Origin of the sequence: Photobacterium makurazakiensis, from assembly GCF_050336715.1 — a bacterium.
Taxonomy (GTDB): Bacteria; Pseudomonadota; Gammaproteobacteria; order Enterobacterales; family Vibrionaceae; genus Photobacterium; species Photobacterium makurazakiensis.
In genome coordinates, this window is the sequence record NZ_JAKJSJ010000051.1 from 1 (window position 1) to 14133 (window position 14133).

At 45.3% G+C, this 14133-nt stretch carries 13 protein-coding genes; 4 read left to right on the plus strand and 9 right to left on the minus strand.

The annotated features are described in order from the left end of the window. The first annotated feature begins 138 nt into the window (after window positions 1-138). On the plus strand, window positions 139-591 hold the full coding sequence (gene yfbV / locus L4D09_RS20725; RefSeq protein ID WP_428459434.1) for a terminus macrodomain insulation protein YfbV: 453 nt from the start codon (window positions 139-141) through the stop codon (window positions 589-591). 32 nt (window positions 592-623) lie between these two features. Here yfbV and L4D09_RS20730 read toward each other — a convergent pair whose 3' ends face one another. The 9 genes from L4D09_RS20730 to rlmA all read right to left on the minus strand — a co-directional run bounded on the left by L4D09_RS20730 (window position 624) and on the right by rlmA (window position 11683). Beyond that, window positions 624-1229 (minus strand): TetR family transcriptional regulator, encoded by a 606-nt coding sequence (locus L4D09_RS20730; RefSeq protein WP_428459435.1) that lies wholly within the window; start codon window positions 1227-1229, stop codon window positions 624-626. Between the two features lie 48 nt (window positions 1230-1277). Next, a complete protein-coding gene (locus L4D09_RS20735; RefSeq protein ID WP_428459436.1) occupies window positions 1278-4433 on the minus strand; it encodes an efflux RND transporter permease subunit in 3156 nt (1051 codons plus the stop codon). After that, the gene (locus L4D09_RS20740; RefSeq protein ID WP_428459437.1) at window positions 4430-5734 is read right to left on the minus strand and encodes an efflux RND transporter periplasmic adaptor subunit; all 1305 of its coding nucleotides are present in this window, start codon (window positions 5732-5734) and stop codon (window positions 4430-4432) included. Before L4D09_RS20740 ends, L4D09_RS20735 begins: the two co-directional genes overlap by 4 nt. Before the next feature lie 213 nt (window positions 5735-5947). Further along, window positions 5948-6250, minus strand: a complete 303-nt coding sequence (locus tag L4D09_RS20745; protein WP_428459438.1) for a DUF6172 family protein — start codon at window positions 6248-6250, stop codon at window positions 5948-5950. 160 nt (window positions 6251-6410) lie between these two features. Further along, complete coding sequence (locus tag L4D09_RS20750) at window positions 6411-7205, minus strand: ABC transporter ATP-binding protein (RefSeq protein ID WP_428459439.1); 795 nt, start codon at window positions 7203-7205, stop codon at window positions 6411-6413. 18 nt (window positions 7206-7223) lie between these two features. Next, on the minus strand, window positions 7224-8153 hold the full coding sequence (locus tag L4D09_RS20755) for an ABC transporter permease (RefSeq protein WP_428459440.1): 930 nt from the start codon (window positions 8151-8153) through the stop codon (window positions 7224-7226). Window positions 8154-8233: 80 nt separating this feature from the next. Beyond that, window positions 8234-9208 carry an ABC transporter substrate-binding protein gene (locus L4D09_RS20760; RefSeq protein ID WP_428459441.1) on the minus strand — a complete coding sequence of 325 codons (975 nt, stop codon included), beginning with the start codon at window positions 9206-9208 and terminating at the stop codon, window positions 8234-8236. Between the two features lie 525 nt (window positions 9209-9733). Continuing rightward, window positions 9734-10699 carry a ChaN family lipoprotein gene (locus L4D09_RS20765; RefSeq protein WP_428459442.1) on the minus strand — a complete coding sequence of 322 codons (966 nt, stop codon included), beginning with the start codon at window positions 10697-10699 and terminating at the stop codon, window positions 9734-9736. Window positions 10700-10867: 168 nt separating this feature from the next. Next, window positions 10868-11683 carry a 23S rRNA (guanine(745)-N(1))-methyltransferase gene (gene rlmA, locus L4D09_RS20770; RefSeq protein WP_428459443.1) on the minus strand — a complete coding sequence of 272 codons (816 nt, stop codon included), beginning with the start codon at window positions 11681-11683 and terminating at the stop codon, window positions 10868-10870. Window positions 11684-11950: 267 nt separating this feature from the next. Between rlmA and L4D09_RS20775 the strand changes: the two genes are divergently transcribed. The 3 genes from L4D09_RS20775 (at window position 11951) to L4D09_RS20785 (ending at window position 14107) form a co-directional block, all read left to right on the plus strand. Beyond that, complete coding sequence (locus L4D09_RS20775) at window positions 11951-12076, plus strand: hypothetical protein (RefSeq protein WP_428459444.1); 126 nt, start codon at window positions 11951-11953, stop codon at window positions 12074-12076. Window positions 12077-12098: 22 nt separating this feature from the next. After that, window positions 12099-12746, plus strand: coding sequence for an oligogalacturonate-specific porin KdgM family protein (locus L4D09_RS20780; RefSeq protein ID WP_428459445.1), 648 nt, complete (start codon window positions 12099-12101; stop codon window positions 12744-12746). Between the two features lie 344 nt (window positions 12747-13090). Beyond that, window positions 13091-14107 (plus strand): porin, encoded by a 1017-nt coding sequence (locus L4D09_RS20785; protein ID WP_428459446.1) that lies wholly within the window; start codon window positions 13091-13093, stop codon window positions 14105-14107. Window positions 14108-14133 lie beyond the last annotated feature (26 nt).

Here is a 14133-nt window from a genome sequence, read left to right on the forward strand (position 1 = left end):
CAACAATTAGATAAGGCGCGCTTAGGATAGCGATTGTTAAGCAAGATAACAAAAAGATTTTTAGAATAATTTAATTTGAATCAAGTTTGTTATCGCTATTTTTTAAATCTTACTTTTTTTTTTGATGTTTGGTGGTTTATGACTCAACAAAATTCGATTTGGCATTCTTTCCGTAACGGACAGGACTACATGAGAACCTGGCCGATGCGAAAAGAGTTAGCCGCAATATTTCCAGAGCAGCGTTATATCAAGGCAACAAAGTTTGCTATTCGAGTGATGCCTGCGGTAGCCGTGATGAGCGTACTTAGCCAGATGGCATTTGATAATTATGGTGCTTTGCCACAGTCGATCGCAGTGGCATTTTTTGCCCTAACGATGCCTTTACAAGGGTTATGGTGGCTTGGTAAACGTAGCAGAACGGATCTACCCCCATCACTGGCGACTTGGTATTGGGAAATTCACGAGAAAATCACCAGTGAAGGTCATGCTCTTCAACCGGTTAAATCTCATCCTCGTTACGTTGAATTAGCGCAGGTACTTAATCGTGCATTTAAACAATTAGATAAAGGTGCATTGGAACGATGGTTCTAGCCTTTTTTGATAAAAACCAACGGGCTAAAAGGCTATCTAACAAATAAGGCGAGCGATAACGACTTGATATATTTATCGAGTTGCTCGTCGGTTTGATAGCCGAAATTATACATGATCCATTGCTCACAAATACCGCTCAACATGCTCTCATAGATCACCGCAGCAACCTGTGGCGTTAGGTGAGGCAGCAGTATGTTGTCTTGTTGTAGTTGCTGCATAGCGGCTTCAACCTTTGCTTTATCTTCTTGCCCTTTTTCAACGCAACGTAACCGTAGGCTTTCATCAGCAAAACCTTGTAAGGAAAGCTGCATGATCATCACCATCTTTGGGTTGTCGCGCATTTCCGTCAGTAGGATTTTCGCGATATTAAGTACGCCTTCACGTAATGTTTGGCCGGATGCGCCTTCAAGTTTTTTTGCTGCATCTTGAAGTGTGGTTGATTGTTGTTGCCATAACGCCTCGAATAAATCGGCCTTATCTTTAAAATGCCAGTAGATAGCACCGCGAGTGAGTCCTGCCTCTGTCGCGATACTGGCGAGTGTGGTTTTGACCAACCCTTTTTCACAGAAGACTTTCATTGCGGTATCAAGCAATAAGAGTCGAGTTTGTTCTGCTTCTTCTTTACTTTTTCTTGCCATATTTATGTTCCGGTAGCTGGAGGTGTGGTAACACACCTCCAGTTAGAGTTAGGCCGTTTGTGCCAAAGGGCTGTCTAGTGGTTTGGTCAACAGAATATACAATGCCGGTATGATAACAATAGCAATGATGGTTGAGGCGACTAAGCCGTAGATAATGGCCATACATAATGGATACCACTGAGGATCACTGTATGCCAGTGGCAGAAGGCTAAGGATCGTCGTTAGGCTAGTACTCAGTATGGGCCTTAAACGTTCTGCTGCCCCATAAGCAGCGGCTTGGGCGACTGTTTCACCTTGTTTTAAGTGTCTGTTCATGGTGTCGACCAAGACAATGCCGTTGTTTACTGCGATACCAGCCAATGACACGATACCAATCAAGCCTGAAAACGACATGGCTGTACCGGATAGGAAGTAGCCGAAGAAGGTGCCCATCAGTGCTAGCGGGACGATCAGTAAAATGATTGCAGGCTGAGCAAAGGAATTAAACATTAACGCCAGTAATACAAAGATCGAGAACATTGCTAAGGTGAAGGCGGAGCCCATTGCACTATAGCTTTCATCGGCTTTGGCCATTTCGCCACCCAGTTGATAGTGATAACCGTCTGGCCACTGTGCTTGTAATTGCTCAAGCTGCGGTATCAAAATCGTGGTCACTTCACTGGCTGTTCGTCCTTCGGTGCGTGATGATACGGTGACAGCTCGTTGCCCTTCTTTGTGAACAAAGACACGTGGGGTTTCGACGATTTGGTGATCAACCAAGTCGGTTAACGGTACCGAACGCCCATCTTGAGTAATAATATGTAATAAGCGCATTTCAGAAAGGTGGCGAGGCCCGCCTAATGATTCACCACGGCTTGGCCATAGTACGCTGAGGCGAATTTTAGCATCGTCATCAATACCTTCAATTTTGTAGTGGCCTATCTCATCTTGCTCCATCGCAATACGAATTTGCTGAGAGACCTCCGACTCAGAAAGTTGATGGAAGCTGAGCATTTCATGTTTAAAGCTAAAGCGTACCTCATAGCGAGCGGGTCCAAGGTTGTCATTAATGTCACTGCTACCAGGTACCTGTGCGAGGGCATTTTTAACTTCTGTTGAAATGGCAATCAGCTGATTATAGTCAGGCCCGATTAAGTCAATTTGGATCGGAGCCGATGTATCAGGGTTGCCACCAATATGTACCAGTGAAATTTCAATCCCAGGTTCATCGTGCAGCGCCTCTAAGATACCCGAACGAATTTCTTCCAAGTACTCAAACGACAGTTTATCGCGTTGATCTTTAGGGTAAAGAGTGAGACTGAAGCCAACCTGATTCCACTCCTGTGACGGTAATAGGGCGTCATTCAACGAGGCGGTTGTCATTGGGCTTTTTGCCCCGACATAAGTAATGACTTTTTCAATCCACGGCTGTTGGCGCAGAAATTCTCCTGCCTTATCTGCTGCGCGCTGTGATTGCTCCAGTGTTGAATCTGGTGCCAACACCAGCGATACCCCAATTTTACGGTCGTCTGATTCTGGGTACATTTCTGATGGCATCATGCCGACCAGCACGATACTGGCGACAAACAACATCAATGTGCCACCAACCCATGCGCCGGCATGACGTTTACTCTTTAGTACATAAGCGTTGAGCCACTGACGTAACTGATGACGGTAGCGTCGAGAAAGTTTATCAATCAGCAACTCTTTATCGTTATCAACAGCCTTTTCTAACATGTAGCGCGACAGCGGAATACAGATCAGGAAAGCAATAAACAGGCTGATCAATAGAGTAACCGTGATAGTAATCGGCAAAATACGAATGAACTTACCATCAATGCCACCCACCATCATCATTGGTACCATGGCTAATATGGTGGTGAGTTGTCCTGCGGTTGCTGGCAGAATAAATTGGCGAACGGTTTCCATTGCTGCGTCAGCAAATGATAGTTTTTTAACATACAACCCTTCATGCATGCCTTCCATCACCAGGATATAGACATCGACCATCAAGCCAAGCGCGAGCACCATGCCAATCATGATCATCGAATTGAAGGAGTAGCCAAAGCTTGCCATCACCGCCAGCGTTGCCAGTAAAGTCACGGGTAAGGCAATGCCTGCAATTAATGCCTCACGCCAGCTAAGCAGCAACATCAAGACAAGAAAGACGATCACGACCGCCTGTTTCATTGACCCCGAGATATCATTAAATGCCAGCTCAATAAGCTCACCATCATCGCTAACGCGGGATAGCGACAAACCTTGTGGCCAACTTGAACGACTCATGAGTTGGTCGACTTTTTTCTGGGTAGAATCAATAACCGCAAAGGTATCAGCACCTGGCTGTTTTAATACATCCAGTGTGATGCCGGGTTCGAACGGCATGTTATTGAGGCTGAAGAAGGTACGGCTGACTTCACGATCCAAGCGGTGGCTGACTTCGGCTAATTCACCTAATCGAACAGGGCGGTTATCACCTAAGCGTGTGATCGGTAGTTGGCGAACCTGTTCAACGGTAACAAAGCGGCCAGATAGATATAGGTTGAATGTATTTTCATCTGATTCAAATTCGCCCCATGCCATATCATGGTTTGCCGCTTGTAGGCGCTCACGGATCAGCAGAGGTGAAATCCCAAGATCGCGTAGCCTGTCCATGCGCAGACGAATGTGTAGGCTTTTTTCTCGCATACCGTTGAGGTTAACTTTTTTAACCAGCGGTAAGTTTTCAAATTGTGTTTCGAGTTGTTTTGCGGTATCTGAAAGTAGAATGTCATCGACATCACCACTGAGGACCCAGCTGATCACTGGCATATTTGAGACTGACATTTCTTCGATGTCAGGTTTTTCAATACTACTGTCAGAGGGGAATTCAGCTTCCGCTTTATCGACACTTGCCCGCAATAATTGCATTGCTTCACTCATAGGCATGTCGGCATCAAATTCCACGGCGACAATTGAGTATGAGTTATACGAACCGCTAGAAAAGGATTTTAGTCCTTTTAAGCTGCGGATTTCATCTTCAAGGTGCTTGGTGATCTCTTTTTCGATCTGCTCAGGGGCAGCGCCCGGCCAGAAGGTCATAACGATCGCTTGCGGGATCTCAAGGTCTGGATAATTCTCGCGTACCATGCTGTTGTATGACAGCAGACCTGCAAGCACAACCATGCCAAGTAAGAGCCTGGCGACGAGTGTCTGGACAAATAGTTTACGTGCTATCGGCCTCATTGGATCGCTCCTACGACTTCCACAGGGCTACCATTTATTAGCAGGTGTTGGCCTCGGGTAACGACTTGCTCGCCATCATTGAGTCCGTCAATAATTTGAATGCGGCGCAGACCTTGTAGGCCCAACGTTAACTGGCGCTCTTCAACTAGGCCATTGTCATTCACGATAAAAGCAAAAGCGTTACCGCTTCGGAACGAGATAGCATAAATAGGCAATGAGATGGCGTTATCAACGACTGTTGTGGCTATCCAAGCGCGAACGAACTCCCCATCGATGAGCTGTTGCTGGTCATTGTCGACTCTTACTTTTACGGTTTGAGAGCGGCGTTGAAGGTTAATCGTTGGGCTGACCGACCAAATCGTACCGGTGACGATATCGCTGCCCAGAAACTGCGCTTCTTCTGCTTGGTAGAGGGTTGAATCGTCACTGGCGAGGTAGACCGTTTGACCTTCTTCTAGTTGACGGGTGTCTTCAACCGGTAACTCTAGCTGGATTTCAAGTAGGCTATCATCAACAACGACAATGGCACTGCTCGCTTCGCGATCACGGTTTGAAGTAATGCCAGCTGGTGGGTAGTAGTGGTTTTCTTCTCGGATATTCATGGCGGCAATATAGCCGTTGAAAGGGGCAAAAAGGCTGGTTTTTTCTAAGCTGACGGTTTCGCGGTTAATGTCGGCAGAGACACTCAGAATGTCTGATTCAATAGCATCGAGAGCACTGTGGCTCATCTTTACGATAGACTGAGCATTGAGTAATGCGGTTTTATTGCGCTCGAATTCATCTTGTGAGATCACACCACGTTCATAGACTTCTTCCATACGGGCAAAGTTTTGACGGGAGAGTGCTAAGTCATTTTCTGCTTGTTGTAATCGAGCTTGTGCTTCTTGCTTTTGCGCTCGTACTGCTTGCAGCCGTGCCTCAAGTGCTGTCACGGATGCGGAATTTTGGCGGCTATCGATTTGTGCTAAAAGTTGTCCACGTTGAACGGTCTCATCGGGGCCAAAGACCCTAACGCCTTCGCGTAGCTGTGTGCCATTTTCCAGTTTACTAATCGCAACAACTTTGCCTGGCATTTCAAAATCGAGAAATGCCTTACGATAGGCCTGAACCGTCCCTTCTGAGAAAGCCCAGCCTGTTAATCGTTCAGGGGTGAGCTGTTCTGTTTGTACCTTCACAGCATGGGGAGCTTGTGGCTGTAATTGAGTGCTATCTTCCAATTGTGAAAAGCGATAGCCAGTGAGTAATAACAGCCCGAGAGGTAACAACAGCCATGCTTTGGCAGTAATGGTACGACGATTCATTGTGTTGCTCTGGTTAAGAGTGATTTCTCATATGATATATACATACATGTATGTATGTAAAGGGGCGGAAAAATGCTTTGCCGCTGTTGCGGAGAATATTACGTTGAAGGTTATATTGGCATTAAAAGCGGGAGGGTATTGCTATAGGTATCGGTAGGGAAGAAGGTATGACAAAACCACGCTCATGCGTGGCTCTGTCAAGAAAACGGGCGATTACTCTTCGTCTTCTTCTTCTCGTCTTGTGCGAACGGCTGGCTTAGCCAAGATCTCAAGATAGAATGAAGTCAGTGCTAGTGCTTCAGCTTCATCAACGAATTTGTTGATTTCTTTAACGTGGATAACCTTTGCTTCCTGCTCGGTATGACCAAACTTACAATCAAAATCCCAGTAATCGGCACCAGCGGGTAGCGTTTTGTTACGCTCGCGGCGTAGGTATTTTTTTACTTCGTGTTTCACTGCTTCTACAACGCGTGGTACAGCTTTTTTTGGGTGAGTTAAAGCAAATGTTTTTTTCATGAGTTTCCTAAAGTTAAAAAGGCCTGATAAACAAAGGTCTGTAGGCCTTTTACGTTTACCCTTTTTCAAGGATTACACGCGAAAGGACAACAGACCAAAGGCACTTCAGATATTTTACTTTAAATCTGCTCTTGTAGCGATGAAGAAGTGATATCTATTGTTAACTTAGTAATAAACTGTCGTCGGCTAACTCTTCACCACGTACTTTACTGAACATTTCCAGTAGTTGTTTTACATCCATTTGAGCACGTTCTGGACCATCAACATCAAGAACAATTTGGCCTTGATGTAACATAACCGTGCGTTCACCATAAGCTAAGGCATCTTTCATCGAGTGAGTGACCATCATCACGGTTAGATCGAATTCCTGAACCACCTTATTGGTTAAGGCCAATACAAATGAAGCCATGCGAGGGTCGAGTGCGGCAGTGTGCTCATCAAGCAGGAGTAGCTTACTGTCGGCTAACGTTGCCATCACCAAACTGACGGCTTGGCGTTGTCCACCAGAGAGTAAACCGATGCTATCACTAAGTCTGTCTTCTAGGCCAAGGCCAAGTATGCTTATACGCTCTTGAAACAGTTTGCGCCGGCTTGATGACAACGCTAGCTTCCAGCTTCGGTTGCTGCCTCGTTTGTAAGCCAGTGCCATATTTTCTTCGATGGTCAATGAACCACAAGTGCCTGCGAGTGGGTCTTGGAAAACCCTTGCGGCATATTGGGCGCGTTGATGCACTGATTTGTCGGTGACATCAACATGATCAATGAGCACTTGCCCACCGACCATGGGTGTTTCACCGCTTACGGCGCCGAGTAGGGTTGATTTACCGGCGCCATTAGAGCCAATCACCGTGACAAATTGTTTTTCAGGTACGGTCAGTGAAATCCCTTTTAGGGCTTGGTTTTCTAAAATAGTGCCTTCGTTGAAGGTAACGCGAATATCGTTTAGCTCAATCATGTTATTCCCTTATCCGACTCAGGCTAACTTTTTAGTACTCAGTGCTTTTTTTTTCGTTTTGCGTTGAAAGCGGCTCTTCATACGTGGGGCAATGAGTGCGGCGGCAACCAGCAAGGCGGTGATTAAGTTTAGATCAGACGCCTGTAAGCCAAACATTCCGCTACTGAGTGAAAAGGCGACGGCAAGGCGATAGAGTATTGATCCTAGTATTACCGCGACCACGGCAACCCAAATTTTACGCCCAGGAAGCAAGGTTTGACCCAAGATCACCGCGGCCAAGCCAACAACAATGGTACCCACACCAGAGGTGACATCAGCAAAGCTGTTGGTTTGGGCAAACAATGCGCCAGAAAAGCCCACCAAGCCGTTAGACAGCGCCAAACCCAAATAGGTATAGAGTGCGGTATTACCACCTTGGGCATTGACCATACGGCTATTTACACCTGTTGCACGTAGTCCAAGTCCAAAGTCACTGGCTAGCAAACGGGTAATAAACCATGCGCTGGCTAATACAAGCAGTAGTACGATAGCAAGACGAAGCAAACCTTCATCCAAGCCCATGTCAAAGGCCATGATCTCAAACGGGGTAAAAATAGTGTCTTCGCCTAACAGGGCGAGATTGGGGCGACCCATGATGCGAATGTTGATGGAAAATGCTGCGATCATGGTCAGAATACTGGCGAGCAAATGAAGAATGCCACAGCGAACGGCAAGAAAGGCAGTGACAAGGCCACAGAGTCCACCAGCGAAAATGGCGAGCAGCGTTGCCACCCAAGGGTTAACCCCCGAGACAATTGCGGTAGCGGCAACGGCAGCACCCATCGGGAAGCTACCGTCAACACTGAGATCTGGAAAATCTAGTACGCGGAAGGTGAGGTAGACCCCCAATGCGACCAAGCCATAAACGAGGCCGATCTCTAAGGTTCCGATAAAGGCAAAGAAAGACATCCTTATTCCCCTTGTCTTTTTAATACAGAGTGATGATGTTGTGCTTCCGGCGTGAACGCCGGAAGCTAACATTTGGTGATTTATTTAGCGATAGATGTCGCACGTTCAATCATTGACGATGGGAATGTGATCCCAAGCTTATTCGCGGCTTGTTGGTTGAGTGCCAAGTCAGACCCTTTGGCAACGGTCACAGGTAATTCAGCGACTTTTTTCCCTTCTAGTAAGGCGGCAACATAATCTGCGGTTTGTACACCGACTTGATAGTAATCAAAGCCAAGTGCGGCAAGTGCACCACTTTCAATGTAGGTGGTTGAAGCGCCTACAATAGGGGTCTTCGCTTGATTTCCGGCGTTCACTAAGCCTTCAATCGCACTGGCGACAGTGTTGTCGGTTGGCGCGTAGATAACATCGACTTTCGAAGCCACAATTTGTGCGGCAGATTGAACATCTGCACTTTTGAGTGCTGTGCCTTCAACAACGGTTAACCCTTTTTCTTCTGCTGCTGCACGTAACAGTTGAACGAGTGCAACGGCATTTGATTCACCTGGGTTGAATACCACACCAATGCTTTTCATTTCAGGAAGCAGTTCTTGCATGAGTTCAACGTGCTGGGCGACTGGGGATAAATCGGAAAGCCCTGTGACATTACCTGCTGGTTTATCCATGTTTTTTACCAGCTTAGCCCCGACAGGATCGGTGACTGCGGTGAAGACGACAGGAATGGAGCGGGTGGATGCGGCCAATGCTTGTGCGGTTGGCGTTGCAATGCCGACCAATACGTCTGGACGTTCACCGACAAATTGTTTTGCGATTTGAACCGCAATGGCTGGGTTACCTTGTGCCGTTTGATAGCTGAACTCAAGGTTTTCACCTTCAACATAGCCTTTTTCTTTTAGCCCTGCGAGTAATCCATCTCGGGTCGCGTCAAGTGCTGGGTGTTCAACAATTTGTGATACTGCCACTTTGGCAACATCAGCTAAAACTGATGTTGATGTAAGTGCCAATGAGGCTGCAATACAAACGGCAGTCAGTAATTTCTTTTTTTTGAATTCCATTCTCGTTCGCTCCCTGCTGTGATTATTTAGTTCATACCAAGTCATTTCAAGAAGTCATTTCAAGTTGCTGAGTTCGGCAACTTGTAGCTGCTTGAAACTATGACCTCTTGGAATAATGTTTTATCGTAAAGAGGATAAAAAGAACATATAAATTTTAACAAAAATTAAACATTGATGTAATTTTTATTGCTGAATAGGGAACAGTAATCCAGATAATATGAGCTCTTATTTCAATAAGCATGGATATCTACCTTTAGTATTTTTTAAACGCGGCGGAATATGCTTATTTGAGGAAGGAGCCAATAAAAGAGGTGTTTGAACTGGGTATTTTGAGGGAGTTGTTCTTAAATTGTGGCGGATGTCGTTGTGTTCGCGACTCATATTCAGTTTCTAGCAAGGTCTTAAGCCCGATACTGTTTATGTGCCGCAAGGTGCTAGAGATACTAGCTTATCTCCTCCCATGAACCCCACAAGCTTGGCCGCCGGTGGGGTTCAATTCTTTCTATGGAAGGTCAGTTAATCAAACTACTTTTCTTTTGGTTGATAACACTTCAAATCGTTATTGCGGCCATATATTTCTTTCATTGCAGCTTTCATTTTATCTTCGTTAACGTAGCTAGTCGGGATTGGCATGACATTAACGGTGTAATCTGGTGCTCCCTCAGCCACGTTTGCTTTCTCTGTAACCGGGGTTACCATCATGACTTTTAGTTCAGGGTTCCGCGCTTTTATTCTTGATGCCGTGCCAAGGCCTTCCGCGACATGAAATAGCCCTGCAGTATGGATAATTTGTTTGTTGGGGTTGAGTGCCAGGTAATTCACCATGCTTTCAGCCATGGTGTCATCCCATGCTGTTTGGGCCGCAAACTGACGCTTGGTTTTTTCTTCGTCGCCATGGTGCATTGAGGCATTAAACTTTGCTCGGTAAGCATCATTTTCTAATGTCAGGTCATTGGCCACCCACTTTCGTTCAACGGCTGGCAGTTGTTCTAGGTAATCCGCACCTTGCTGACCGATGCAACGTACAATCGATTTAGGTGCATTGGCTGCAATTACATCTAGCTGATTTTGTTTAGCAAACTCAACTAATGGACGATAGTCACTTATATAATTTGGCCATGCGTTGCCTTCTTTTATCAATGTTTTTTCACCAATTTCACCCTCCAAATATTGATTAATAACATGTTGTTTATCACGAGTGAATTGCTCCATCGATAGTGTGAGATCAGTATTCTGTGCGTATAAGGCTGCAAATAACTGAGCTTGTAACAGGTGGGCGGCAGGGTGACCGTGCCACTCACCCACCAGGACAATGTCAGCCTCTTTTAACTCAGCCGCGAGCGCCTCTAAGGGCAAAGTATCACCCTGCGGTGAGTGTATGGTGTAATCATAAAATGTTGATGGAGGGGGAGTGGTTGATTGAGTTAAAGAAGGCTGGGCAGCACACCCTGTTAATAGACTGATCAACCCAAGAGAAAGCCATTTATTCATTTATCGCAACACCTGTTATTCAGAATACGCATTAGAAGCCACAGATTTAAATTATGTGGTTATGCAAAAGGAAATTATAGACAGTGGCGCGATAATAAAGGAGTTGATATTGATTATCAAATGCTATCGATAATCAATATCACCTATTGAGTGGTGGGGCTAAACCAGTTAGCGTTTGCGGTAAACCCGAATTGAGAAATCAGCTTCGCAACTGAACTGCTTGCTTGCCGCTAGCTGATGCCAAATAGCGTCGCTGGTTTTCCAAGCGAAAGGTGTCATCTGCATCAAGGCCGTCGCTTCTTCACCATTCAATGTCATCTCATAATGTAATTGCTTGTCTTCAATAAGCTCAAAACCATCGATGGCTTCAACTGCCATATCATGAAGCTTAACATCATTATAAATCAGCTCTTTGAGTTGATAGAGGTGGCGTGCTGCGGGTGTAACAGTAACAACAATTCCACCTTGTTTTACGGTACGAACCAATTCATCAGTTTTGCAAGGTGCGTAAATGCGTACGATACCATCCAGCGATTGCTCGGCAAATGGTAGGCGGTGGCTAGAGGCGACACAGAAGTGACATTGCTTATAACGTTTAGCCGCATAGCGAACCGCGACCTTAGAAATATCAAGCCCATGTACTTCTAATGATGGGTGTGTCTGCAATGCTTCGGCAAAGCCAGAAGTGTAATAACCTTCACCGCAACCAATATCCAAAAGGTTTTCTGCTTGCTCTGGCAAGTACAGTTCAAGTACATCGATGACGGTATTACGTAAAGCATGGTAATGGCCAGCTTCAAGAAATGCTCTGCGGGATTGCATCATCTCTTTGTTATCACCGGGGTTTTTAGAACCCTTGTGATGTGCGGGCATTAAGTTGACATATCCCTCCTTGGCTAAATCAAACTGATGGTTGTTGCTGCAGCACCATGTATTGGCTTGCTGACTGAGCGATGAGTGACATAGCGGGCATTGATATGACATAGGTGTTACCGAGCGTAATGAGTATGTCACCATTGTAAACGCCCCCTATATACGCCTGCAAGCGAAGGGATGAAAGGAGATTGATCACATATTTCACGCTCCGAAATTATGGCTGGATCACAGATATATTTTAAATAGATAAGCGCAATATTCGTTCAGCTCATGTTCAGCTTTCTGGGTTATTTTGCTCCTCAAAGGAAGCGGGTTAACTTCCTCTATCCCTTGATCTAATCATTACTCATGGTGGTTAATTTTAAAGGTGTCGGCATGGCGATATTTTATATTGCCGTTATCGATTATCAGTATTGGTTTGTGTTCATTGTCGATCCTATCCAATCCGTGAATGATAATTTTAGCCGTAAAAAAATAAAATGCAGGCAAAAAGCCGCGTGAATAATACTTTAGGAGTTCCAGAATGAAACGTTTTGCACTAGGCGCAGTAGCACTACTTATGACACAAGGCGCAATGGCGTCATCTTACGTAACAGGTAACTTGCAGTTCCATGATAACAAAGCATTTCATGGTTCAAGTGTTACTTCTACGCTAGAAGCTGGCCATACGTTCACTAACGCCATTGGTGGTTTGACGGTGTACACTGAGTTTGATGGTATTCAAATTGGTGATCTTGAGAATGATGCATCATCTGCATATGTTACTGTTGGTGGTGAGCAGGCGTTCAACGTTACTGATAACCTATGGGTTGCCGCGGGTTACCAACATCTTATCCAGGCTGGTGAATCTATCCAATACCGTCCACTGGTAAAAATTGGCTACAACTTCGACAACGGTATTGCAATCAGCAACCGTACACGTGCACACATTGATGCAACTGATGCTGATAACGATACCGATTACCGTATGGATAACCGCATTGCTTACAACCTAACAGATATGGAAGTTGGCCTGTCATACAACAATGTTTACATGATTGACGCTGAAGTTATGGATCACGAGCTTCGTGCTACTTGGAACCGTCAGGGTGTTCAGCCTTACGTTGAGTACCGTAATCAAGGTGACAACGATAACAATGCATTCGTATTCGGTGCATCTTACGGCTTCTAAGCTTGTTTGATATTGAATGAATAGAGAAAGGAAGGCTTTGCCTTCCTTTTTTGTTTCTAATTTTCTGCTTTCTGCTTTCTGCTTTCTGCTTTCTGCTTTCTGCTTTCTGCTTTCTGCTTTCTGCTTTCTGCTTCTTACCGTATATATCAGCGTTTAAGCCACTTCATTTTCAATACTGCATAAAAGTTCAATAAATATTCACCACTGAAATATCTGTACTATGCTAAATAGGCGCATTTAAGTGCTTGATATATCTGTTTAGTATTGATTGTTTAGTTATCAGCACGTGCTCTAACGAGGCAAATGATTGCCTCGACAATAAAAATGTACAACAGGAGTTGAACATGAAAAAAGTAGCATTAGCAGTGGTAATCCCGGCATTGTTGGGTACAGGTTTTGCACAAGCAGGTACGATCTACCAAGGTGAAGATGGCTCCACCATTGATGTGTATGGTCGCTTGGCATTCAACGTGACCGATAAAGGTGAAGAGGATGTCAAAGGCAAATTCGATGCACGTGTTGGGCTTGGCGGCTCGCAAACGGTGAATGACCAAGTCTCGGTGATTGGCTGGGCTGAATATCAGGTAGGAGCGGCTGAGTTTGCTAATAGCCTCGACCCTGATTCTAGTGACTTTACAGCTCGTTATGTTTGGGCGGGTATCGATGCTGATAATTATGGTCGATTCACTGGTGGACGTGTGGCTTCGGGCTTGATCATGTTCACCGACATTGTTGATGTCTTTGCTGCATCCGATATTGCGATTGCTCGACAGGTTGGTAGAGTTGATTCAACGGCGACTCAGGTGTTCCGTCAAGATGGCACTTTGCAGTATCAAAACAGCTACGATTATCTTGATGTCTCGGTGGCTTATATTCTTGGTAACAGTGAATCTGATTTAGACACTGGTTATAACATTGCTTTACGTTATACCTTCAATTTGGGTAATGCCGGTAAACTGGCACCCGTGGCTGTTTATCAGGTTGATGAAGGTGATAACCGCGATCTGGATTACTATGTTTGGGGGGTCGGTGCCAGCTATTACATCAATGATTTAGTGCTCGGTGTGATTTACTCAGAAGATGAAGTGGATGCAGGTAGCGGCCTTAAAAGTAAAGATGAAGTAGTTGAAGTGACCGCCGTTTATGATCTGAATGATGAGTGGGTACTTCGTGCGGGTTATCGTTGGTTAGATAATAGTGCCGATGAGCTTGAATTGAGTGATGCTACCCTCGAAGCGCAATATCGTCTGACTGCCCGTTCGTCGGTATTTGGAAGCTATGTATTTAGAGATGGTGAAGGTGCTTATTCGGGTGATGCCGACGATGACTACATGTTCCTCGGCCTGCGTTACGAATACTAATGCGCTGAATGTCTAAAAAAGCCTTT